This window comes from Hymenobacter edaphi (genome assembly GCF_003258365.1).
GTDB classification, from domain to species: domain Bacteria; phylum Bacteroidota; class Bacteroidia; order Cytophagales; family Hymenobacteraceae; genus Solirubrum; species Solirubrum edaphi.
In genome coordinates, this window is record NZ_QHKM01000005.1 from 16,378 (window position 1) to 39,287 (window position 22,910).

Here is a 22,910-nt window from a genome sequence, read left to right on the forward strand (position 1 = left end):
GCGCCGCCTTGCCGTTCAGCCTGCCTGAAGGGCATTGTCCGGATTTTTACCTTTTTTCGGACGAACTGCCCAAGTCCGCTTGGGCCTTGCCTGACTCAGCATGACGCGGCGCCGCATTGTCATTATCGGGGGTGGAGTAGCTGGCAGCCTGCTGGCCCTGCAGCTCACGCGCCTGCCCGGCGGCCCCTGGCCCCTCGACGTGACCGTGGTGGAGCCGCGCCCGCGCCTGGGCCCCGGCACCGCCTACGCCACCAGCCGGCCCGAGTGGCTGCTGAACGTGCGCAGCCCCGCCCTCAGCGCCCTGCCCGACGAGCCGAACCACTTCGTGAACTGGCTGCAGCGCCACGGCATTGCCGATTGCGCCTTCGGCTTCTGCTCCCGCCAAACCTACGGCCACTACATCGAAAGCCTGCTGGCGCCGGCCCTGGCCGCGCCGGCGGCCAACGGCGTGCGCCTGCAGTGGCGCCACGCCCGGGCCGTGGCCGCGCAGCCGCTGACCGGCGCGGCCCACGCCCTGCGCGTGCAGCTGGCCGATGGCACGGCCCTCGACGCGCACACGGCGGTGCTGGCGCTCGGCAACTTCGCCCCGGCCCTGCCGGTGCGGCCCGCCACCGGCTACGCCGAGCACCCACGCTTCCACGCCAACCCCTGGCTGCCCGGCGCGCTGCGCAGCATCGGCCCGGAAGAATCCGTGCTGCTCATCGGTACCGGCCTGACGGCCCTGGACGTGCTCGTGGCCCTGCGCGCCGACGGGCACCGCGGGCCGCTGCTGGCCGTGTCGCGGCACGGGCAATGGCCGGCCCCGCACACCCCGGCGCCCGTGACGCCCTACCCCAGCTACTACGCCACGCACCTGGCCGGCCGGCGCACGGTGGGCGAAGTGCTGCGCGTGGTGCGCCAGCAGATAGCCCAGGCCGCGGTCGAAGGCTTCAACTGGCGGGCCGTGCTCGATGCGCTGCGCCCCGACCTGGGCCGCATCTGGGCAGCGTGGCCCCTGGCGGAGCAGCGACGGTTTTTGCGCCACCTGGGCACCCGCTGGAGCAACGCGCGCCACCGCAACCCGCCCCCTAACGCCGCCGTGCTCGACGAGTTGCTCGGCAGCGGCCGCCTGCAGGTCCACCACGGCCGGGTGCGCCAGATCGAGCCGCGCGGCGACGCGCAGCTGGCCGTGCGCCTGAGCCGGCATTACGTATCCACCGAGCTGACGGCCGACCACGTGGTGCTCTGCACCGGCCCGCAGCTGGATTACGCCCAGCTCACCGACCCACTGGTCGTCGGGCTGCGGCAGGCCGGCCTGCTCGTGCCCGACGCCCTGCACCTGGGCGTGCTCACCGACGTCGAAGGCGCCCTGCGCAACGCCGCCGGCGACGCCTCCGACTGCCTTTACACGCTCGGCCCCAGCCTGCGCCCGCTGTGGTTTGAGTCGACGGCGGTGCCGGAGCTGCGGCAGCAGGCGGCCAGCCTGGCCGCGGTGCTGGGCCGCCGCCACGCCGCCGGCATCGGGCAGCCAGATGCGCAGCTGCTGCCCTGAGCCGGACGCCGCCGGCCCGGTCAAAAACAAACAGCGGCTCCTGACGGGGCCGCTGTTTCAGCTTTAGGTAAGAATAGCGGAGCTTAGGCCGCCAGATCGGTATCGGGGTAGAGCGGCCGGACTTCGGCCCCGGTGGCCGGGGAGGCTGCCGCCATGCTGCTCTCGTCGTGGGTGCGGCGCAGGGCCCGCATGAGCAGGTAACGGTATTTCTCGGCATCGGCCAGGGCGGTTTCCACGGCGCGCAGAGCGTCATCGTACGTCACCACGGGCACCATTTCCACGTCTTCACCGGTGGGATAAGTCAGCTGGAAAGTCGGTACGTTGAGGTATTGATCGGGCGTTTTCATGGATGCTTATCGGCTGGTTGTCAGAGTCAGATTCAAAACACCAAAAAAGCCCGCGGCATTCCCGAAACCAGGCCAAAAACCAAAATTTTTAGCATTGGTTATCAGACCATTACCCACCTAAATTATCCGCAACACCAGCTTGCCAAACTGCTGTCCTTCGGCCATGCGACGCATGGCCTGTTCGCCGTCGGCGAGGTCGAAAACCTGGTCGGTGACGGGCACCAGCCGGGCCCCGTTGACCAAGTCCAGCAAGCCGGCAAAATCTTCGGCGGTGCCCATGGTAGACCCCAGAACGTCGAGCTGCTTCCAGAAGATGTGACGCGGCGGCACGTTGGTCATGGTGCCGGTGGTGCCGCCGTAGAACACCAACCGGCCGCCGGGCGCGGCGGCTTCCAGCAGCTCAGCCACGCCGGGTCCGGCCGCGCTGTCCACCAGGAGGTCGAACGGCCCGCCGGCCTGCTGTACCAGGGCCTTGCCCCAGCCCGGCTGCCGGTAGCTGATGCCGCCGCGGGCTCCCAGCGCCTGCGCCCGCTCGATTTTGTCGGGCGAGCCGGAGGTTACCCACACCTCGGCGCCGCGGGCCACGGCCAGCTGCAGGGCCAGCAGCGCCACGCCCCCACCGATGCCGGTGATGAGTACCCGCTCGCCAGCGCGCAGCCGGCCGCGGGTGAATAGGGCCCGGTAGGCCGTGACGCCGCCCAGCGGCAGCGCGGCGGCCTGTTCGGCCGAGAGGTGCGCCGGCTGCGGGTACACGTTGGTGGCGGGCACGGCCACGTACTCGGCGAAGGTGCCGTCGTGCGGCAGACCGAGGATGCTGAACGAGCGGGCCTGGGCCCGCGGGTTGTCGCCCCAGTTCTGGCTGGGGTCGATGATAACGGCCTGGTCGCGCAGGCTTTCGTCGATGCCTTCGCCCAGCTCGACCACGGTGCCGGCGCCATCGGAGCCGAGGATAATGGGGAAGCGCAGGCCGGCGTACTGGCCCTGCTGAATCCAGACGTCGCGGTGGTTGAGGGCGGCAGCGGCGAGGCGCACCAGCACCTGGCCGGGCTGGGGCTGGGGCGTGGGCACGTCGCGCAGCTGCAGCGGCTGGCCAACCTCGTCGAGAACAAGAGCTTTCATGGGGAAATAAAAAAGCCGCTGACCGCGGCTAAATGAGCACTTTTACAGCAGTAAACCGAGTTACAGTAAACTTGGTTACGGTGAATCCGTTTACGCAAGGGTAGTGGCCGGACCTCGCCGGCCGCCGCAACCTAGCAAAAATCCGATGGCCCTACCAACCGATCCGCTGTTCACTTTCGAAGGCGCCGATGAAAACCCCGGCTACCTGCTGGCCCAGGCCACCGCGCACTGGCAGCGCAGCCTGGCCCAGGTGCTGGCGCCGATGAACCTGACCCCCAGCCAGTTTCTGCTGCTGGCGGCGGTGCAGCGGCTGGCGGGCCAGCAAACCGAGCCGGTGACGCAGGCGCACGTGGCCCAGCACGCGCACTACGACAAAATGACTACCAGCAAGATTGTGCGGGCCCTGGAGGAAAAGGGCTTGCTGCAGCGCCCCACCAGCGAACAGGACGCTCGCGCCCGCAGCCTGCAACTCACCTCGACCGGGCTGAAAGCCGTGGTGCGGGCCGCCTGGGCCCTGGAAGAATTCGACCAGCAGTTTTTTGGCAGCAAGGCCCCGGCCCTGATTCAGACGCTGCAGAGCCTGCTGCCTCCCCGCGACGCGGCCGAGGCGACGCAGGCGGCATCGTGACACGCAGCGAAGACGTGCCCCGTCGCCAGGGGGCCGTGGGCTAGAGGAAGCGCGCCTTCAGCTCGGGGGTGGGCAGCCAGCATTCCGTTTGCCGGCCAAACCAGCGGTAGCGGTGGCGGGCCACGAAGCGGTAGGCCGCGTCGCGCAGGGGGCGGGGCAGCACGCCCGCCAGCGACAGGAGCGCCCAGCCGCCGCCGAGGCGGCGCAGAATGCGCAGGATGGCGGTGGAGTGGGTGTAGGCTTGGCCGTCTTCGATGAGCACCACGGAGTCGGGATTGGCCGGGTCGGGGTTGACGCCGCCGGGCATCAGGCGCTGGCCTTCGGCCGATTGCAGGGAGGCGAAGCGGAACCGGGCCTGCGGGTCGCGGTGGATGATGAACTGCACCAGCCCGTGGCAGAGGTTGCACACGCCATCAAAGAGAATTACGGAAGAATCTGCCTGCATCGCACAAAGAAGAGCCGGATAAGCAGTACGTAACCGGCCGGCGGCAGTTCGGTTGGGCCCGAGCGCCGGGCTACGTCCGGCGTGGGCCGCTTCGGGCAAAAAAGACTCCTTGGTAGTTGCAAAAAATGTGCGCAAAAATTTCCCTCAAAAATTCAGCTTGCGGGCCAGGCAGGGCGTATAAGCCCCTTGTGTTGCCTGCCGCAACTGCTTTATAATCAACCACGCCGCCCCATTTTCATCGATATGAACCGCACACGCACTCTCTGCATGTCGGGCGCATTTTGCGCGCTGCTGGCCCTAGGCGGCTGTGGCAACGACCACAACACCAACTCCGGTACCGGCACCGAAACCGGCGCTTCCGGCACCGACATGGGCACCACGGCCACGGACTCCGATTCGGCGGCTGCAAGCACGGACGCCGGCGGCGCGGCAACCTCGGGAGAGGTGCAGGGCACTACCGCCGGCTCGACGGGTGCCGGGGCCACCACCAACGAAGCCACTACGGGCGCTGCCACCGGCGGCTCGACCACGCAATAGCCACCCCACTAGTTACGCTTGCATTTTTTTGGAAAGAGGAGGGAGAAAAAGGACGTCACCTTGTGGCTGTCCTTTTTTTCTGCCCCGCCAAATGCCCGCCAAACTAACCTCGGCCTTATCCCTAATGGCTGGAATCCGTACTAGGGGAAGCTTAGGGCAGCGCTGCATTGTGCCGTTAACCGCTTTTCGCCCCATTTTCCTTCACAACCTTAATACCTTTCTCATGAAGAAGTCATTTGTTGCCCCGCTGTTTGCGCTGCTGCTGAGCGCCGCTTTCTCCACCGCCAGCTTTGCCCAAACTACGACCGGCACCACGGGCACGACCTCGGGTACCACCTCCGGCTCGACCACAATGGGCACGACCGGCTCGACCACCATAGGCACGACCGGCACGACTACCCTGGGCACCACCGGCTCGACCACCCTGGGCACGACCAGCGGCACCACTGCCGGCACGACCACGATGGGCACCACGGCTGGCACGACCTCGGGAACGACCACGATGGGCACGACCTCGGGCACCACCGGTTCGACCACGATGGGCACGACCTCGGGCACTACGTCGGGGACGACGATGGGCACCACCTCGGGCAGCCGCGGCCGCAAATCGAACACCGGCACCAAGAACCGCGGCACCCGCTCCGGCTCGACCACGTCCGGCTCCACTACCTCCGGCACGACCACCCGCTAACCTGACCGGCATTGCACCACTCGGCCGACTTGCTTGACCGGGCGCAAGGGCAACTTTCCCCCGGGGAGGTTGCCCTTTCTGCGCCTTCTGCCGGCCTGGCCGCCCCGCCCCCGGGCAGCCGGGCCGGCCGGGTATGGGCAGTGCTGCGCCGGCCCTTTGTGCTCGACCTGCGGGCCCTGGCCCTGATGCGCATGGCCGTGGCGGCGGTGCTTCTGCTCGATCTGGGCATCCGCAGCACCGACCTGGAGGCCCACTACACCAACCTGGGGGTGCTGCCGCTGTACGTGCTGTTTGAGCGCGCCTGGAATCCCTACGAATTCTCGCTGCACACCATGAGCGGGCTGTGGGCGGCCCAGGCGGCGCTGTTTCTGCTGGCGGCAGCGGCGGCCGTGGGGCTGCTGCTGGGCTGGCGCACCCGGCTCATGACGGTGCTGTCGTGGGTGCTGCTGGTATCGGTGCAGAACCGCAACCCGATGATTGTGCAGGGCGGCGACGATTTGCTGCGCATGCTGCTGTTCTGGGCCATCTTTCTGCCCTGGGGCCGGGTGTGGGCCAAGGACGCGCAGGCCCGGCCGGCGCCCGCACACTACCGCTATTTCAGCGCGGCCACCGCGGCCTACGTGGTGCAGATTGCGCTGGTGTACGTATGCACGGCCCTGCTCAAAAGCGGCCCGGAGTGGCGCTCCGAAGGCACGGCCATTTACTACGCCCTCAGCCTGGACCAGGTGCTGATGCCCGGCGGCCGGCTGCTCTACCCCCACTACGAGCTGCTGAAGGTGCTCACGCACCTGACCTTCTACACCGAGCTGCTGCTACCGGTGCTGCTGTTTATTCCGGTGGCCACGCCCCTGTGGCGCACGGTGTTTGTGCTGGTTATCTGGGGCTTTCATCTCGGCATCAGCCTGACGCTGTTCGTGGGGCTGTTCTTTCTTATCAGTGCCGCCTCGGTGCTGGGGCTGCTGCCCACGCCGGTGCTGAACGGGCTGGAGCGCCGCCTGGGGCCGCCGGTGCAGCGCGGCGCCGGCCACCTTGGCCGCTGGCGGCAGCGCCTGCCGCGCTGGCAGTGGCCGCTGACGCTGGAGCTGCGCGCCCACTGGCAGCCGCAGGTGCATCGGCACTTCCGCCTGCTGCCCGCCCTGCGCGACACAGTGCTGCTGGTGCTGCTGGGCTATACCATCTGGTGGAACCTCGATGGCATTGCCCGGCCCGGCTACACCATGCGCGAGCCGCTGCGCTGGTTCGGCTACGTGTTTCGCACCGACCAGCACTGGGGGATGTTCGCGCCCACCGTGTTCAAGGACGACGGGTGGTACATCCTGGAAGGCCAGACCAAGGACGGCCGCCGGCTCGACCTGAACCGCGGCGGCCAGCCGGTGACGTACCGCAAACCGTATTCGGTGGTGGCGCTGCACAAGAACGACCGGTGGCGCAAGTACTCCGAAAACTACCTTTTCGTCAGCAACGACTGGATGCGGCCGTACTACTGTCACTACCTGCTGCGCCGCTGGCGCGAGAATCCGCGTAATCCGCCGCTGCGGCAGCTCGACGTGGTGTATATGAAGGAAGTATCCCTGCCCCGCTACCGGGTGCAGGGCCCCACCCGCGAAGTGCTGTGCAGCTGCCAGCCCTGAATCTTTCCCTCGCCTTTTCCCCAACCAACATGAGCGACCATCTGGACCACCTGCGCGCCCGCCCCAACCGCGCCACCACGCCCGAGCTGCAGTTTGTGGCCCCCGGCGTGTGGGCCCTGCGCAATATTTTCGTCAACCTGTTTTTTGTGCGCCAGACGCCAAACGCCGGCCCCTGGGTGCTGGTGGATGCCGGTCTGCCGGGCGCGGCCGGCCGGATCCGCCGCGCCGCGGAGTCCCTGTTCGGGCCCGGCGCCCGGCCCGAAGCCATCCTGATGACCCACGGGCATTTCGACCACGCCGGGGCCCTCGAAACCCTGGCCGCGCACTGGGACGTGCCCGTGTACGCGCACCCTTTGGAGCTGCCCTACCTCACCGGCCGCTCCGCCTACCCGCCGCCCGACCCCACCGTGGGCGGCGGCGCTATGGCCTGGCTGTCGGGCCTTTATCCGAAGCACCCTTACGATGTGGGCAGCCGCGCGCAGGCACTGCCCGCCGACGGCACGGTGCCCGAGCTGCCCGACTGGCGCTGGATTTTCACGCCTGGTCACACGCCCGGCCACGTGGCCTTTTTCCGCGAGTCGGATGGGGTGCTGCTGGCCGGGGATGCTTTCGTGACCACCCAGCAGGAATCGGCGCTGGCGGTGTGGGAGCAGCGCCAGGAAGTGCACGGCCCGCCCAAGTACTTCACCTGCGACTGGGACGCGGCGCGCCGCTCCGTCGAACGGCTGGCGCGGCTGCAGCCCCGGGTGGCCGCCACTGGGCACGGCATTGCCATGCGCGGGCAGGCGCTGCTGCAGGAGCTGACCGAACTGGCCCAGCACTTCCAAGAGCGAGCCGTGCCCGCCCGGGGCCGCTACCTGCCCGACCCGGCCATTGCCGACGAAACCGGCGTGCGGGCCGTGCCGCCCCCGGTGCACAACCCGCGCACGCCTTGGCTGCTCGGCGGCCTGGCCGCCACCGTGGGCCTGGGCATCGGCATCTGGCTGCAGCAGCGCGACACCGTGCGCAAACGCCGCCGGCGCTACCGCCGCCACTCGCCGCACCACCTCGACCAGCCCGCCACCGGCTACGCGGCCGACATCGACCCGTTTACGCCGGTTGATGAGCCGGGCGGGTGGTTTCCGGGGCCGCAGAACCTGTAGGCTTCGCCTGCGCGCCGCAGCGGCACGGGCCCTGGCGGCCGCGGCCGGCGGGCTACATCTTTCGGCGCGTACCCGTTGCGCCTTGCCGGGCAGGTTTTCGCACCGTGCGGACGCCCGTCCCGGCAAGGCGCAACGGGTTTTTCGGCGCTAATGAGCCCGCGTCGGCTGCTCGACAGCCCCAACTGCCGGCGCCAGCAGCAGGTCGCAGTACCAGAAGGCGGCGCTGAACGGGTCGGGCTGGGCGCGGTAGCAGTCGGTGGCATCATCTTCGGCGGCCGGGCGGCTGGCCTGGTAGGTGCGGCGCACCCGCTCGCCGCGCTGCACGGCTATGGGCTGGCTGAAGTAGGGCGCGTCGTACACGAAGCTGTGGTACTCGCCGTTTTCGCCGCAGGGGTCGACGCTCGGGGGCAGGTCGCGCAGGAAGTCACGGTCCAGCTCGCGGCCGCAGAAGCTCGGGTCGAGGTGCTGCTCGTTGGTGCAGACCACAACGGCGCGGAAACCCAGGTCGAAAAACTCGGCCCACAGCTCGGCGGCGGGCTTGTGCCAGATGGGGAAGCGCGCCTGCCAGCCCGCGCGGGCCAGCTGCTGCTCGCGGTACTGGCGCAGGTCGCGCAGGTGCAGGTCGCCGAAGAGGCTGGTGCGCACGCCCTGGGCGGCCAGCGCATCGAGGGCCGCGCGCATGCGCTGCTCGTACACTTCCATCGAGGGCATTTCGGGCAGCCATACTTCGTGCAGCGGCAGGCCGATGCGCCGGGCCTGGGTGTGGAGCAGTTCGGCGCGCACGCCGTGCATGGCCACGCGCTGGTAGTGCTCGTTGAGGGTGGTAAGCAGGTGCGTGGGGCGCAGATCGGGGCTTTGCAGGGCGTGGTGCAGGCCCAGGGCCGAATCCTTGCCCCCGCTCCAGCTCATGACGGCGGCGGGTGAAGTCACAGCAACAAAACGATTGGTGGCGAAGCGCAAAGATGCACCGCAGCGGCGCGACCCGGGCGTGGCGCAACTGCCGCGCCGCGGGTACGTAGCCATAGGCACGGCGCGCCGCGTATACGGCAGCAGCCGCACTCATCTGTACTTCTCCCATTCCAAACTCCTCCGTGTTATGCTGACCTCCTCCCGCGTGCTGAGCGCCGCGCTGCTTCTGCTGCCCCTGGCCGCCTGCGACAATTCCTGGAGCCCCGGCGTCGACCACACCAACAACGACTCCTTCGCCCGCGCCCCGCGCGCCACCCGCGTCGATACCGAGCGCGACAGCGTATCGGGCGGCGGCAAGGCGTACCGGCCCATCGGCACCGGCTCCATGGCCCGCTCCACGGCCGAGGCCATCAGCTCCCAGCCCGGCGGCGACCCGAACACCTCCAAATACACCGAAAGCGGCACCGGCGACGGCACGCCCGGCAGCACGCCCACGCCCAGCGTCCGCAACGTCGGCGCCCCGCGCCAGGCCAGCCCCGACGCCGCCAAGCAGCCGGAGCAGGGCACTGCCCCCCAGCCCACCAACCAGCCGCGCCGCAACAACAGCGCCCAGAACTAGCTGCCGCGTTCCGGCCCCCAAGCAAAAAGCCCCGCAACCAACAGGCTGCGGGGCTTTTTGCTTGGGTTGACGTCGTTTGGCAAGCTCGTTATGGCCGGTCGGCCGTCATCCTGAACACACGGCGTAGGACGGCACTTCCTGCCCGACGTCGTTGCTGCTGACCACTGGCGGCTTACTGCTGCTTGGCCGCCCAGGCGTCCATTTTCTGCTCCAGCACGGCCAGGGGCATCACGCCGTCCTTGAGCAGCTCGTCGTGGAAGTCCTGAATCTTGAATTTGGCGCCGAGCTGGTTGGCGTATTTATCGCGCAGCTCCCGGATTTTGAGCTGGCCGATTTTGTACGACAGCGCCTGGCCCGGAATGGCCATGTACCGCTCGATTTCGGCCGTGGCACCCTGCTCGTCGATGGCCTCGTTGTCCATCATGTACTTGATGGCCTGCTCGCGCGTCATGCCCTTGGTGTGCATGCCCACGTCGACGACGAGGCGGATGGCGCGGTGAATTTCGTCGCCCAGCGCGCCCATGTACTGATAGGGGTCGGTGTAGAGGCCCAGCTCCCGGCCCAGGCTTTCGGTGTAGAGGGCCCAGCCTTCGCCCATGGCCCCGTACCAGGCAAAGCGCCGGAACTTGGGCAGGTCGGTATTCTCCTGCTGCAAGGAAATCTGGTAGTGGTGGCCCGGAATGGCTTCGTGCAGAAACAGCGACTCCATGCCCGAGGTGGTGCGGAAGGTTTTCGCATCGATAATGGGCACGTAGAAAATGCCGGGACGCGAGCCATCGGGCGTGCCCTGCTGGTACTCGGCCGAGGCCGAGGCCTCGCGGAACTCCTCGGTCTGGCGGATTTCAAACGGCGTCTTGGGCGTGCGGCCGAACAGCTTGGGCAGGTTGGGCGTGATGCGCGCCTGAATAGCCCGGAAGGCATTGAGCACCTCCGCGTCGGACTTGTAGGGCGTGAAGCGCTTGTCGGAGCGCATGTAGTTGAAGAAGGCGTTCAGGTCGCCCTTGAAGCCCACCTGCTGGCGCACGCGCTCCATCTCGCCGCGGATGCGCTTCACCTCGCTCAGGCCCGTCTGGTAGATTTCCTCCTCCGATTTGTCGGTGGTCGTCCAGTTGCGCACGAAGTAGCGGTACAGGGCCCGGCCCTCGGGCACGGCCGCAATGCCGGTGCTGGTGCGGGCTTTGGGCAGGTACTCGGTTTTCAGAAACTCGCCCAGGCGGCGGTACGTCGGCACCAGCTCGTTCATGATAGCGGTGCGGTAGGCGGCCGTGATGCGCTGCTTGTCCGCATCGGAGAAGCTGGCCGGCAGGGTTTTGATGGGACCGTAGAAGTCGCTCTTGGTGGGGTCGGTCACCACCATCTGCTGCATCTGCGGAATTATCTTCTGCACCAGCGGCCGGGGCAGCACCACGCCGGCGCGCATGCCGCGGCGGAAGTTGCTGATGGCCGTATCGGCCCACACCGAGAAGCCGCGCACCCGGCCCAGCCAGTTGTCGTAGTCTTCGGGCGTCTTGAAGGGCTGCACGCTGCCGCCGGCGCCGTACTGGCCCATGCTCAGCGGCAGGCCCCAGAACTGCTGAAACGGAATCATCCAGGTGTTCAGCTTCAGCCCGTCCAGGTTCATCTGCAGGTCGTAGCGGAAGATGTCGTAGCTGATCTTGTCGTTATCCGCGAGCTTTTCGCGGTCGAAGTTCTGCAGCTGGGCGAGGTACTTCTGGTAGTACTGGCGCAGCTGCTCGCGGAAGGCCTGGGTCTGGTCGTTGGGCAGCTGGTCGTTGTAGCGGTTGTCGCCGTTGGTGGTGGCGCTGAGCGGGAAGAGCTTGGCGTTTTCCTCCCAGTACTGGTCGAGCACGGAGCCCAGGTCTTTCACGTCGGTAGCCGTTTGGGGCGAAGCGGAGGAGTTTTCGGTAGCCGTCTGCTGGGAGCAGCCCAGCAGCAGGGTGCCGGCCAGCAGGCTGGCGGCGAAGTAGCGGTTCTTCATGCAGGCAAGGAAGTGGGAGTGCAAATGCGCACTAAAACTAGCCGGTTTTCCAGGATTCGCACCACCCTATGCCCCGCTAGCCGGCGGCGCCGCAACAAACGCCCGCCGGCCCCGTTGGTTGCGCCGCGCCGGGCGGGAAGCCACAAAAAAAGCCCACCGGCACGAGGCCGGCGGGCTACCCAGGGTGGACGCTGGGGGGTGGATTTACTCCTGCACGAAGAACTTCTTGCTCAGCGTGCCGGTGCTGGTTATGGCCTGCACGATGTAGACGCCGTTGCCGCTGTTGCCGCGTAGCGGAATCTGCCGCGTCACGAAGCCGGTAGCGCCCTCGGGCAGGGTTTCGGTGTATACCAGGCGGCCCATGCTATCCATCACGCGGAAGGCGCGGCACTGGGCGTCGGTGCGCATTTCCACGGTCAGGGCGCCGCCGCTGCCGTAGGCCTGCAGGGCCTGCTCGCCTGCACCGGCCTGCACCGGCACAATCTGCGAGTACGTGAAGGTGCCGTCGTGGTCGGTCTGCTTGAGGCGGTAGTAGTTCAGGCCGGGGCGCATGGTCGCGTCGAGGTAGCTGTACTCGCGGCGGGTGGTGGAGTTGCCAGCGGCGCGCACCGTCGTCACCGCGTCAAAGCGTTTGCCGTCGACGGAGCGCTCTACCGTAAACGAGTCGGCGTCTTTCTCCTGGGCCGTTACCCAGTCGAGCTGCACCTGCCGGCTCAGGTACTTGCCCGTGAAGCTGGTGAGCTGCACCGGCAGCGGGGTGTTGCGGCAGGCGTCGATGGTGATGTAGTCGGCAATGCGGGTGCTGCAGTTCAGGCCCTCGGTGGCGCAGCTGTTGGGCGTACCCTGCACGCACACGCTCAGGTTGGCCCCAAACAGGCCGTTGAGCGAACCATTGTTGTTGGTCAGCACGCAGCCGCTGATCATCAGCGTGCCCGAGCCCGAAATGGAGGGGTTGCCCTGGCGCACCACCAGGTTGCCGTCGATATCGACCGTGGCGCCGGGGGCAATAACCAGGTCTGATTGGTTGGCCAGCGCGATGTTGCAGCTGGTGGTCAGCTCGGCGGTGGCGGCAATATCGGCGTCGGCCTTGTAGAAGCTGACGCTGTTCAAGTCGAGGCGGCCGTCGAGGTCGAGGCGCACCATGTCGGCTCCTTGCTGCTGGCCGAAGTTGAGGGCATTGGGGCTGGCGCCGTCGGTCAGCGCGCCGCCGGCCGTAATGATCAGCTTGGCGTGGTCGCCGCTGACGTTGTAATCCTGGTCCAGCACCACGTTGGAGTTGATGACGATAACGTTGTCGCTGGTTTCGTTACCGCTGCGCGTGGTCACGTTGGTGGGCACCTGGGGCCCGGCGCCGCTGACGGTCCAGGTGTTCGGGTCGCTCCAGTTACCCCCACCCGCACGGGAAGTGTAGGTGGTCTGGGCCTGCGCGGAAACAACAGCGGCCATGGTCAGGGCCGAAAAAGCAAAGCGGAGTATGGTCGGGTTCATGGAAGTACATGGTTAAGGGGAAATGAGGGTTGAGGTGTTGCATAATGACGCGAGTTGGTTGATTCATTCTGGGCTCTAATACGCAGCCGCCGACCAACAGGGTTTGATTATTTAATAGAATATTTCAATTTGAATATTTAAAATTGCAGATACATCAGCCGATCAAAACCCTGTCTATCAAGACAGAGTATAAGAAATTCTGCCTGAGGCCCCGCCCCTGCCTTCGCCGCAAAAGTTCAATTCCCAAACCAGGCCACAGCCGTTCCCGGACTGGGACCGAAACTACCCCAACGCGGCGGTAGTCGCCTTGCGCCCGGGCGGACGGCGTTGCATCAGCCGGAGTCCGGCGTGTATCTTTCCGTTATGCCTCCACTTTCCGGTCCCGTTTCCCGCTACTACCACAACGCCGCGGCCGTCATCAGCCACCCGCTCAGCTCCGATTACCTGCATCTGGGCTGGAGCGCCGCCAGAACCAGCCCCGACGAGCTGCGGGCCGTGTACGAGCAGACGCTGCGGGCCCTGCAGCATTTCGGCCTGCACAAGCTGCTCAGCGACCATAGCCAGCGTCCCCCGCTGCCGGCCGATATTGGCACCTGGATGGTGCAGGAGTGGATTCCGCGGGCGGTGCGCGAGGCCGGCTACTCGCACTGCGCGGTGGTGGAAAACCACGCGCCGCTGGGTCGGCTGGCGGCGCAGTCCATCGGCGCCCAGCTGCCGCCGGGGCTGCTCACGTTCCGGTATTTCGGCACGGTGGCCGAAGCGGCAGCCTGGCTGAGTGCGCAGTAGCCGCTACTTCTTGTGCTGCCGGAGGTATTCCTTGGCCTCGCGGGCCTCGCCTGATTTGCGGTCGGCTTTGTCTTCCACCACCGCGAAGTAGCGCCGGGCAGTGGCCACGTCGCGGCGGTCGGCGGCGAGGCGGGCCAGGTGCAGGTTGGCCAGCACGTAGAAGCCGGGCCCGGTTTCGCCGGTGCTTTCGGCAAAGACGATGCAGCGCTGGTAGTAGTCCTGGGCCTTGGCCAGGTCGTCGTAGCGGTTTTCGTGCAGCCAGCCCAGGAAGAAAGTGGCGTAGCGCCCGCTCACGGCCTCGTAGCCGGGCAGGCCGCGGTTGAGCTTATCGAGAATGTCGCGGCTGAGCTTTTCGCACTCCTCGTACTCGCCGCGGTTGTAGCACAACAGGGCGCAGAACCGCTCGAAGTAGGCATTGTCGGGGTAGCTGGCCACCAGGCTGCGCGCCACCGGCAACGACGCGGCCGGGTCGTTTTCGTCGTTGTAGAGAATCTTCATCAGGAAGAACTTCGCCTCGGGCGCGGTGTAGAAGCCGTTGGCGGCCACGTTGCGCAGCTGCTGCAGGCCCAGCTGCCGGTTGCCGCGCGGGAAGAACAGCAGCACCGGGCGCAGCAGCGGGTAGTTGTCGGAAATCCAGGGCGCGTAGTAGTTCATCAGGGCCTGCCCGAAGAGAAATTCCGGGCTCAGGCCGTTGGCTTCCTGGCTTTTGGCGAGGTAGTTCAGCGCCTCCTTGCTGTAGACGGTGGCCTTGGTCCAGTTTTTCCGCTCGGCGTGCAGGCGAGCGGCAAAGCCGTAAGCGGCGGAAAGGAAAAAGCAGGCCTCGTAGTTCTGGTTATCGGCCCGGTACTGGGTTTCGGCGCGGGTAATGGCCGAGTCCATGTAGGCGAAGAACGGCCGGTCGTAGAGCTTGGTCTGCACGTTGCTGGGCACGATTTTCCACCACTGACTCAGGCCCAGCAGAAAGTAGGGCATGGGGTGCTGCGGGTAGCGGCGGCGCAGCGAGCGAAACTGCTTTTCGGCCCGGTCGAACTTGAAGTCGTAGAGGTTGTGCACGGCCCCGTCGAGCTCCAGCTGGATGTCCTTGTTGAGCAGCAGCCAGTTTTTGGAGTTGAGCGCGTCGGGCAGCACTTCCACGCCTTCGAGCTGGATGTTGCGCACCGGCTGCTGCCGGGTGGTATCGGCGGGCTGCTGCGCCTGCGCGCCGCCGGCCAGCCCTAGTAAGCCCAGGGTAAAGAACAACCAGAGCCCCGCGGGGCGCAGCATCGAGAGCATAGAGGAGGGGACAACGGCCGGCAGCGGCATAACGCAGCGGGAAAGCCTGCCGGTTCAGCGCAGCTAACATACGGGCTCGGGGAGGTTCCGGCTGCATTATAGTCGGGCTTCCGGCGAAAAGCCGGCGGCTGGCGTTGAAACCCGCCGCTCCCGATTCAGTTATACAGACTCCACTTTTTTTACCTTCTCCCCTTCTTACATGGAAAATCTGCGCGGAAAAAATGCCCTGGTAACGGGCGCCGGCCAGGGTATCGGACGAGCCGTGGCCCTGGCCCTGGCCCAGGAAGGCGTTAACGTGGGCCTGCTGGCCCGCAGCGAAGCCCCGCTGCGCGAGCTGGCGCAGGAGCTGGCGGCGCTGGGCGTGCAAACCGCCGTGGTGACGGCCGACGTGGCCGATCTGGCCGCCGTGGAAGCCGCCGTGGCGCAGGTGCAGCAGCAGCTCGGCCCCCTCGATATTCTCATCAACAACGCCGGCACGGCCGCCTTCGGCAAGTTTCTGGAACTGACGCCCGAGGCCTGGGAAAACATCCTGCGGGTGAACGTGCTCGGCACCTACTTCGTCACCCGCGCCGCGCTGCCGCAGATGATCGAGCGGCAGACGGGCGACATTGTCAACATCAGCAGCACCGCCGGGCAGCGCGGCGCGGCCGTGACCAGCGCTTACAGCGCCTCCAAGGCGGCCGTGCTGGCCTTGTCGGAATCGTTGATGCAGGAAGTGCGCAAGCACAACATCCGCGTGACGGCCCTCACGCCGAGCACTGTGGCCACTCCGCTGGCGGCCGAGCTGAAGCTCACCGACGGCAACCCCGACAAGGTGATGCAGCCCGAAGACCTGGCCGAGCTGATTGTGTCGCAGCTGAAGCTGAACCGGCGCGTGTTCGTGAAGGAAGCCGGACTGTGGAGCACCAATCCGTAGGCGTAGCAGGCTGCAGAAACACCGAATGCCCGGCTATCAACCGGGCATTCGGTGTTTAAGGGGTTTCGCTGCCCTGGCATTACTGCGCTCTGCGGTCCAAGCAAAGGCGGTTTTGGTCGGCATGAAGCAGGAGCAGGTAGAAGAACAGCCCGTGCACGAGCTGGGTGCCGAGCGTATCCCACTGCTCCTGCAGGCTGGTGCCAAACACCAGGGCCAGCAGGATGAGCAATCCGCCGACCAGGGCCCAGCGCGTGAACAGCCCCAGCACAAGGAGCAGGCCCACGCTGAACTCCAGCACTGGCAGCCCGGTGGCAAAGGCGCCCACCAATGGCCCCGGCAACCAGGTATCGGCGAAGCTTTTCACCATACCGGCCCGAAAAGTCGCCAGCTTGGGCAAACGTACCAGCCCGTGCATCAGGAAATTGACGCCCATCAGCAGGCGGCCCAGCACGAAGGCGAGTTGCGCGTTGGTCAGGTTCATGGTAGAGCACAAGGGTTACGACGGCAGCGGCTGCGGCCCCTGCCCGGCGCGGGCGTAGGCAAAGCGGGCCAGCGGCTCGACGCGGTAGTAGCTGTCGAGGCCGGAGATGCACACGTCGCTGAGGGCCGCCAGGTCGAGGGTGCCGTCGGGGCGCAGGCCGGCGGGGGCCACGTACACGTGCTCGACGGCCCCGATGAGCAGCACCGTGCCGTTGAGCCGGATGGGCAGCTCTTCGACCAGCCGCAGGCCGATGCTGAGCTGGCTTTCGGCCACGTAGGGCGCTGCAAACCCGTCGCGCCACACGGTTGTCAGGCCCGCGGCATCAAACTCTGATTCTTCCCGCGGAAAATTGGCGGAGGTGTAGTGGGCCGGACCCACAAAATCGGCGTGCACGTGGTTGAGGGTGTAGCAGCCCGTAGCCCGGATGTTCTCGTAGGTGTGGCGCGGCACGGTGGCGGGGCGCGTGACCAGGCCCAGCAGCGGCGGATCGGAGCCCAGGTGCAGGGCCGAGCTGAAAATGGCCAGGTTGGTGGCTCCGGCTGTGTCGGCGGTGCCCACGAGGTTGGCCGGCTTGAAGCCGGTGACGGCGTTGACGAGGTTGAGGCGGTAGAGCTTGTCGAAGCTGCGGATGTCGGCGGCGGTGAAGTGGTGCATGGCGGTGGGAAAGTAACTGGCAGCACTACCGCCGGGCCCCGCGCAATGTTTCTGCGCCGCCCGCTGAAGCAGCGCCATTTCGCTGCCGGCCCCGGATTGTGGCTGCGCCGGCTTGGCTGGTCGCGCGCGCAACGCGTGCCGCGGCCACAGTTTCGTAAGCGCCCCGACAACTTTCTGTATACCAAGCCGCAGCGGTGCCGTATAAGACAGCTGCCGGCGCACCGCTGGGGTGCGCCGGCCTCACCGCTTACCGCTATGTTTAAGCAAACTGTGCCCATTCCGGCCGCTCATCAGGGTCTGCCCCCCGCCCGGCCCTCCGACCCGCTCCGCTCGCCCCGTCCGCGCCGCTCGCAGCAGCCCGGTCAGGAGCCCGAGCCCGACCGCACCCAGCCCGCTTCGCAGCCGCGCTCCGGCCGCTGGTGCTAGTCCCCGTCGCTAAATTTCCCCTGCAATAGGTAAGCCCGGCCATCGTGCCGGGCTTTTTTGTGGCTGTTTAGCTGGCCATCGGTTGCTATACGGGTGACTTCAGCCCCTTTCCCAACAAAGCCATTTACCAGACACTCTAGAATATTTATTTATTTTAATATTGCACGTAACCACCTGACCCTTTACATTGTAGCTTCTACTCCGCACTGAAAGCCCCTACGCTTTCGGCCTGCTACTCTTCTGCCCACGCCGCGGCCCACCGCGGCGCGTGTCGGCTGCCCCCTTCTCCCCTGCCTTTTCCCACCCGCCTCTTCCACCGGCCTGCCGGCGGACCGGGCTGCCATTGCGCTTTCGGCTATGGGCCGCTGAATCAAGACTCCGCTTCTTTTTTCACCCTTTACCCACGTACGCACTATGGAAAACCGCAGCACCCGCACCATCGTGTTCCTTACCGGGGCCTTCGTCAGCCACCACTGCTGGGACGAGTGGCAAGCCTACTTCGAGGCCCGCGGCTACACCTGCCTGGCGCCGCCCTGGCTCTACAAAGACGCCCCCGTGGAGGAGCTGCGCCGCCGCCACCCCGATCCGCAGCTGGCTTCGCTGCGCCTGACGCAGCTTATCGACCACTTCGCGGGCATTATCCGCGAGCTGCCCGAGAAGCCCATTCTCATCGGCCACTCCTACGGCGGGCTGCTCACCCAGCTACTGGTGCAGCGCGACCTGGCCGCCGCCGGCGTCGCCATCGACTCGGTGGCGCCACAGGGCGTGTTCACGTTCAAATGGTCGTTTTACCGCGCCACCTGGGGCCCGCTGGGCTTTCTTACCGACGTGAACAAGCCCTTTATGATGTCGTTCCGGCAGTGGCAGTACGCCTTCGTCAACGGCATGCCCCTGGAGGCGCAGCGCGCAGCTTACGAGCAGCTGACCATTCCCGAATCCAAGCGCATTTCGCGTGACGGGCTGACGCGGGCGGCCCGCGTGGACTTTCGGCGGCCCCACGTGCCGCTGCTGCTGGTAGCGGGCGAGGCCGACCACATCATGCCCGCCTCGCTGAACTACGCCAACTACCGCCGCTATGCCCGGTACGCCGGCAGCGTCACCGATTTCAAGGAATTTGCGGGCCGCAACCACTTCATCCTCGGCCAGCCCGGCTGGCAGGAAGTGGCCGACTTCGTGCTGAGCTGGCTGCAACGGCAGGAGCAGGCGCCGGCCGCCGCCGAGGCCGCCGTGCCGGAACTGGCCGGCGCCTATTAAGCAAACAGTGAAGAAGTTGTCGGGCGGCGCAAGGCAGCGGAAAACCAGCGGCTGCGCAGGCCGGTTCACGTTGCGCTGCTGCGGGGAAGCGTAGCGTAGCGCCGCCGAATGACTTCTTCACGCTCCTGCGCCGAGGCGGGCAGCGGGCCCGACAACCAAACTTCGGGCGTTGGCAGCCGTATTCAGGGGCGGTTTTACCCGCTCATGCACCAAATTATTTACGTCAGCACCGCTACCCGGCCCTTCACCACACCCGAGCTGCGGGAGTTGCTGCGGCACTCCCGGCTGCGCAATGCCCGCCACCACGTCACGGGCATTCTGCTCTACGACGGTGGGCGTATCACCCAGATTCTGGAGGGCGAAGAAGCGGCCGTGCGCTACCTCTACGGCCAGATTGCGAAGGACCTGCGCCACCACGGCGTCATCACCCTGGCCGACGAAGCCATTCCGCACCGGCGCTTCGCGCAGTGGCACATGGCGTTTTGGGAGGAAGAAACCGACGAGCTGGCCTACGCGGCCGGCTACATCCCGCTGCAGCAGTGGGAACTGCCGCCCGGCCGCTTCAGCGAGGAAGACGTGCTGCGCCTGGAGGCCCTGCGCTACTTCGTGCGCCCCTGGGACGATGAGGCCCCGGCTCAGGCCAGTTAGCGCGCGGCGGGGCAGACTGGGCTGCGCGTAAAGCGCTGGTTGTTGATGCCTCGGCTGCTAAGTCCGTACTTTGCAGCGGGGCCGCGCGCGGCCGGTCAGCTCGGGCCGGTGGTTGGGGCGGTTCGCGGAGTTTTGTTGATGCGTTGTCGTTTGCTTTTGGGCGCCGGGTCGGCGCTGCTTGTTTCGGGTTCGGTATGGGCGCAGCCTTCGGCCGTGGCGCCGCCGGTGAAGTCGTTTAAGGGTGCGGTCATCACCACGCCCATTCCTTCGCCCCCGCCCAAGCGCGAGCTGCGCGGCGTCTGGATTGCCACCGTCGAAAACATCGACTGGCCCAGCCGGCGCGACCTGACGCCCGAGCAGCAGCGCCGCGAGTACCAGAAGATGCTCGACGGCCACCAGCGGGCCGGCATCAACGCCATTTTCCTGCAGGTGCGGCCCGCTTCCGACGCTTTTTACCGCAGCGCTTTGGAGCCGTGGAGCAAGTTTCTGAGCGGCCGCCAGGGCAAGGACCCGGGCTGGGACCCGCTGCCGTTCCTGGTCGACGAGGCCCACAAGCGCGGCATGGAGTTCCACGCCTGGTTTAACCCCTACCGCGCCAGCACCGACACCACCACGGCCCGCCTCGCGCCGACGCACCCCTACCGCCGCCACCCGGAGTGGTTTCTGCGCTACTCGGGCAAGCTGCTCTACAACCCCGGCCTGCCCGCGGTGCGCGCCTACATCACCGAGGTCATCGTGGACGTGGTGCACCGCTACGATATCGACGGGGTGCACTTCGACGACTACTTCTACCCCTACCCCGAGGCCCGGCAGGTCATCCACGACGAGGCGGCCTTCGCCCAGTACAACCCCGACGGGCTGAGCCTGCCCGACTGGCGCCGCCAGAACGTGAACCAGCTGGTAAAGCAGGTGCACGACGCCATCGAGGCCGAAAAGCACTGGGTGAAGTTCGGCATTTCGCCCTTCGGGGTGTGGATGAACAGCAACGAGGACCCCGAGGGCTCCGACACGCGCGCCTTCCAGGGCCACACCGGTCTCTACGCCGACGCGCGCGAGTGGCTGCGCCAGGGCTGGGTCGACTACGTGCTGCCGCAGCTGTACTGGAGCACCAACTTCCGCGCCGCCTCCTACGCCACGCTGCTGGAATGGTGGAGCCGCAACCGCTACGACCGGCACCTCTACATCGGGCAGGGCGCCTACCGCATGCTGGAAAGCACCAAGTCGGACACGACCTGGCGCAGCCCGCGCGAGCTGCCGCGGCAGGTGCGCCTGAACCGCTCCTACCCGCAGGACATCAGCGGCAGCGTGTTCTTTTCGGGCAAATCGGTGCTGCTGAACCCGCTTAAGACCACCGACTCGCTGCGCCAGAACCTGTTCCGCTACCCGGCGCTGCTGCCCACCATGCCGTGGAAGGACGCCGTGCCGCCGCGCTCGGTGCAGCAGCTCACGCTCACCCGCGGCGGCGGGCCCGTTACGCTGCTGTGGCAGGCCGGCCCCGCCGCCGCCGACGGCGACTCGGCCGCTGCCTACGTCGTTTACCGCTTTGCCCGCGGCGAGCAGCCCACTCCCGACGACCCGCGCCACATCCTCGCCATTCGGCCCAGCCGCCGGCGCGGCAGCGAGGCTTTCGTGGACACGGCCGCCCGCTACGGCACCGAGTACGCCTACTACGTGACGGCCCTCGACCGCCTGCACAACGAAAGCGGCCCCTTGCGCGTGACGACCATCGGCTCGGTGGCCGGCCCCGTCGTGGCCCGCGCCGAAACGCCCGCCACGCCCCTACCGACCACGCCCGACCCCAACGCCACGCCCGCCGTGACCTTGCCCCCGACGGTAACCAAGGAGCGCCCTGGCATGACCAAAACCACGACGGAAGGCAACAACATCAGCATCAAGACCAAAACCAAGCAGCCGGCCAAGAAGAAAAAGGGCTTCTTCCGGCGGCTATTTGGCCGGTAGGCCGCCGCGCGGGCTTTGTCGCAGGCCGAGCGCCGCCCCTTACCCCAGGAGCCAATCGTCCCACAAGAAAAAAGCCCGCCCGGATGCATCCGGGCGGGCTTTTTCGCGCAGTATCGGACCGCTACAGCGCCCGGTACTCGAAGGTGATGCGGCCGGTGGAGCCGGAGGCGCTGGGCCGCACGCCTACCACGCGCAGCAGCATCGGCTCGGCCCCGCGCACGCGCACGGCGAAGACGTCGTTGACGGCTACCGGGCCGGGGTTGCCGGCCAGGGAGGTGGCGTTGGTGTACATCAGCGTGCCCACGGCGTTGGCCGTGGCGGTGGTGTAGTAGCCGGTGGCCACCGTGGCGGCCGGAATGCGGTAGTACACCGTGGTGTTTTCGGCCCGCAGGCCCAGCGTGTTGGCGCCGGTGCTGGTGGTCGTCACGTAGGCGTAGGCGTCCTTGGTAGCCGCGGCGGCGCTGTTGAGCACGTTGGCGCCCAGGCGCAGGTCGTAGGCGGCGGAGTCCTGCGGGGAACCGGCCCCGGCCGTGATGCGGCCCGTGCGCACCCGCGCCAGCGGCGCCGGCGCCACGATGCTGATGGGCGCGGCGCTGATGCTGGCGGTGAAAGGCCCGGCGTAGGCGGTGAAGGAGTACGTGACGGCCTGGCCCTGGGCCCCGGCCGGCACGCGCACGTCCACGGTGCGGGCGTTGGCAGCGCCGGTGCTGGGGTTGAGCACCACGCCGGCCCGCACCGGCGCCCCCGTCCCGATGCGGTAGAAGGTGGTCAGGCTGTCCACGTTCTTGAACAGGGTGGCCGTGGTGGGCGTGGTGGGCACGGTGGCAATGCCGCCTTCGTTAATCACCAAGTTGTAGCCGATGATGTCGCCCACCGACTGGGCCGTGGCGGCCAGGTTGTTGCGGAAGGTGGTAATGGTCGTCGGCGAGGCGGTGGTGCCCAGGCGCAGCGTGGGCGCGGCGGCCACGTTGTAGGCGAAGCGGCGCAGGCGCGTGGCCCCGTTCTCGAAGGTGGTCGTCACGTCGACGCGCACCGGGATTTTGTTGGCCAGGTTGGCCGGCACCACGTACGGGATGACCAGTTCCGTCAGCCCCGAGGTGCCGATGGTGCCGCCCGCCGGGGTGGTGCTCACCACAGCCGAGTCCTGGCGGTTGATGACGTGAAACACCGTTACGTCGCGAATCTTATCGGCGGCGTTGTAGCCCACCACCAGCCGCACCGTTTCGCCGGGGGCGTACTTGGTGAGCAGCCCGCTGGGCTGGGCGCCGATGGTGGCAAACCCACCTTCGTCCTGCACCTGGTAGGGCGTTTCGATTTCCTTTTCGCAGGCGCCCAGGGCCAGCAGACCCGCCGCGGCCAGCAGCGGCGTCCACCGGGCCAGGCGGAGCCGCGGGTTACTTAATATCTTCATCGGGAGAGAACATCAGGGAGAGAAAAAAACAGAAGGCG

Annotated in this window: 23 protein-coding genes; 13 read left to right on the forward strand and 10 right to left on the reverse strand. The window is 67.0% G+C overall.

Annotated elements, in window-relative coordinates; genetic code table 11:
* The first annotated feature begins 100 nt into the window (after positions 1–100).
* Positions 101–1,531 (forward strand): FAD/NAD(P)-binding protein, encoded by a 1,431-nt coding sequence (locus tag DLM85_RS16070; protein ID WP_111479145.1) that lies wholly within the window; start codon positions 101–103, stop codon positions 1,529–1,531.
* An 83-nt stretch (positions 1,532–1,614) separates the two neighbouring features.
* On the opposite strand, the gene DLM85_RS16075 is transcribed toward DLM85_RS16070, so the two are convergent.
* Together DLM85_RS16075 and DLM85_RS16080 are read right to left on the reverse strand one after the other, a co-directional pair.
* Positions 1,615–1,878, reverse strand: coding sequence for a hypothetical protein (locus DLM85_RS16075; protein ID WP_111479146.1), 264 nt, complete (start codon positions 1,876–1,878; stop codon positions 1,615–1,617).
* Positions 1,879–1,995: 117 nt separating this feature from the next.
* Positions 1,996–2,997: a zinc-binding dehydrogenase gene (locus DLM85_RS16080; protein ID WP_111479147.1), complete on the reverse strand. Its 1,002-nt coding sequence runs from the start codon at positions 2,995–2,997 to the stop codon at positions 1,996–1,998.
* A gap of 145 nt (positions 2,998–3,142) precedes the next feature.
* Between DLM85_RS16080 and DLM85_RS16085 the strand changes: the two genes are divergently transcribed.
* Positions 3,143–3,625 (forward strand): MarR family winged helix-turn-helix transcriptional regulator, encoded by a 483-nt coding sequence (locus DLM85_RS16085; protein ID WP_111479148.1) that lies wholly within the window; start codon positions 3,143–3,145, stop codon positions 3,623–3,625.
* 40 nt (positions 3,626–3,665) lie between these two features.
* On the opposite strand, the gene DLM85_RS16090 is transcribed toward DLM85_RS16085, so the two are convergent.
* Positions 3,666–4,070 carry a thiol-disulfide oxidoreductase DCC family protein gene (locus tag DLM85_RS16090; RefSeq protein ID WP_111479149.1) on the reverse strand — a complete coding sequence of 135 codons (405 nt, stop codon included), beginning with the start codon at positions 4,068–4,070 and terminating at the stop codon, positions 3,666–3,668.
* A gap of 243 nt (positions 4,071–4,313) precedes the next feature.
* Here DLM85_RS16090 and DLM85_RS16095 point away from each other — a divergent pair, with 243 nt between their 5' ends.
* From DLM85_RS16095 to DLM85_RS16110, 4 genes are all read left to right on the forward strand, one after another.
* Complete coding sequence (locus DLM85_RS16095; protein WP_133257096.1) at positions 4,314–4,607, forward strand: hypothetical protein; 294 nt, start codon at positions 4,314–4,316, stop codon at positions 4,605–4,607.
* A 223-nt stretch (positions 4,608–4,830) separates the two neighbouring features.
* Positions 4,831–5,298, forward strand: a complete 468-nt coding sequence (locus tag DLM85_RS16100; RefSeq protein ID WP_111479151.1) for a hypothetical protein — start codon at positions 4,831–4,833, stop codon at positions 5,296–5,298.
* A gap of 158 nt (positions 5,299–5,456) precedes the next feature.
* Positions 5,457–6,929 (forward strand): HTTM domain-containing protein, encoded by a 1,473-nt coding sequence (locus DLM85_RS16105; RefSeq protein WP_243635992.1) that lies wholly within the window; start codon positions 5,457–5,459, stop codon positions 6,927–6,929.
* 29 nt (positions 6,930–6,958) lie between these two features.
* Complete coding sequence (locus DLM85_RS16110; protein WP_111479152.1) at positions 6,959–8,071, forward strand: MBL fold metallo-hydrolase; 1,113 nt, start codon at positions 6,959–6,961, stop codon at positions 8,069–8,071.
* Between the two features lie 147 nt (positions 8,072–8,218).
* Here the strand turns inward: DLM85_RS16110 and DLM85_RS16115 are convergent, their stop codons facing one another.
* Positions 8,219–9,001, reverse strand: a complete 783-nt coding sequence (locus tag DLM85_RS16115; RefSeq protein WP_243635994.1) for an adenine nucleotide alpha hydrolase — start codon at positions 8,999–9,001, stop codon at positions 8,219–8,221.
* Between the two features lie 166 nt (positions 9,002–9,167).
* Between DLM85_RS16115 and DLM85_RS16120 the strand changes: the two genes are divergently transcribed.
* Positions 9,168–9,599 (forward strand): hypothetical protein, encoded by a 432-nt coding sequence (locus DLM85_RS16120; protein ID WP_111479154.1) that lies wholly within the window; start codon positions 9,168–9,170, stop codon positions 9,597–9,599.
* A 172-nt stretch (positions 9,600–9,771) separates the two neighbouring features.
* Here DLM85_RS16120 and DLM85_RS16125 read toward each other — a convergent pair whose 3' ends face one another.
* Entirely contained in the window at positions 9,772–11,577 is a 1,806-nt protein-coding gene (locus DLM85_RS16125; RefSeq protein WP_111479155.1) for a DUF885 domain-containing protein, read from the reverse strand.
* A gap of 204 nt (positions 11,578–11,781) precedes the next feature.
* Positions 11,782–13,065, reverse strand: coding sequence for a T9SS type A sorting domain-containing protein (locus DLM85_RS16130; RefSeq protein WP_111479156.1), 1,284 nt, complete (start codon positions 13,063–13,065; stop codon positions 11,782–11,784).
* Positions 13,066–13,428: 363 nt separating this feature from the next.
* Here DLM85_RS16130 and DLM85_RS16135 point away from each other — a divergent pair, with 363 nt between their 5' ends.
* Positions 13,429–13,851, forward strand: coding sequence for a hypothetical protein (locus DLM85_RS16135; protein WP_111479157.1), 423 nt, complete (start codon positions 13,429–13,431; stop codon positions 13,849–13,851).
* A gap of 3 nt (positions 13,852–13,854) precedes the next feature.
* Here the strand turns inward: DLM85_RS16135 and DLM85_RS16140 are convergent, their stop codons facing one another.
* Complete coding sequence (locus tag DLM85_RS16140) at positions 13,855–15,123, reverse strand: tol-pal system protein YbgF (protein ID WP_243635995.1); 1,269 nt, start codon at positions 15,121–15,123, stop codon at positions 13,855–13,857.
* A gap of 199 nt (positions 15,124–15,322) precedes the next feature.
* Here DLM85_RS16140 and DLM85_RS16145 point away from each other — a divergent pair, with 199 nt between their 5' ends.
* The gene (locus tag DLM85_RS16145; protein WP_111479159.1) at positions 15,323–16,039 is read left to right on the forward strand and encodes a 3-ketoacyl-ACP reductase; all 717 of its coding nucleotides are present in this window, start codon (positions 15,323–15,325) and stop codon (positions 16,037–16,039) included.
* Between the two features lie 79 nt (positions 16,040–16,118).
* Here the strand turns inward: DLM85_RS16145 and DLM85_RS16150 are convergent, their stop codons facing one another.
* Positions 16,119–16,520 carry a DoxX family membrane protein gene (locus DLM85_RS16150; protein ID WP_111479160.1) on the reverse strand — a complete coding sequence of 134 codons (402 nt, stop codon included), beginning with the start codon at positions 16,518–16,520 and terminating at the stop codon, positions 16,119–16,121.
* A 15-nt stretch (positions 16,521–16,535) separates the two neighbouring features.
* Positions 16,536–17,174 carry a flavin reductase family protein gene (locus DLM85_RS16155; RefSeq protein ID WP_111479161.1) on the reverse strand — a complete coding sequence of 213 codons (639 nt, stop codon included), beginning with the start codon at positions 17,172–17,174 and terminating at the stop codon, positions 16,536–16,538.
* Between the two features lie 255 nt (positions 17,175–17,429).
* Between DLM85_RS16155 and DLM85_RS25525 the strand changes: the two genes are divergently transcribed.
* From DLM85_RS25525 to DLM85_RS16170, 4 genes are all read left to right on the forward strand, one after another.
* Positions 17,430–17,600, forward strand: coding sequence for a hypothetical protein (locus DLM85_RS25525; RefSeq protein ID WP_165822163.1), 171 nt, complete (start codon positions 17,430–17,432; stop codon positions 17,598–17,600).
* Between the two features lie 414 nt (positions 17,601–18,014).
* Complete coding sequence (locus DLM85_RS16160) at positions 18,015–18,854, forward strand: alpha/beta hydrolase (protein WP_111479162.1); 840 nt, start codon at positions 18,015–18,017, stop codon at positions 18,852–18,854.
* 204 nt (positions 18,855–19,058) lie between these two features.
* Positions 19,059–19,502 carry a BLUF domain-containing protein gene (locus DLM85_RS16165; protein ID WP_165822164.1) on the forward strand — a complete coding sequence of 148 codons (444 nt, stop codon included), beginning with the start codon at positions 19,059–19,061 and terminating at the stop codon, positions 19,500–19,502.
* Positions 19,503–19,652: 150 nt separating this feature from the next.
* On the forward strand, positions 19,653–21,461 hold the full coding sequence (locus DLM85_RS16170; RefSeq protein WP_243635996.1) for a glycoside hydrolase family 10-like protein: 1,809 nt from the start codon (positions 19,653–19,655) through the stop codon (positions 21,459–21,461).
* Between the two features lie 121 nt (positions 21,462–21,582).
* On the opposite strand, the gene DLM85_RS16175 is transcribed toward DLM85_RS16170, so the two are convergent.
* Positions 21,583–22,872, reverse strand: coding sequence for a hypothetical protein (locus tag DLM85_RS16175; RefSeq protein ID WP_111479165.1), 1,290 nt, complete (start codon positions 22,870–22,872; stop codon positions 21,583–21,585).
* Positions 22,873–22,910 lie beyond the last annotated feature (38 nt).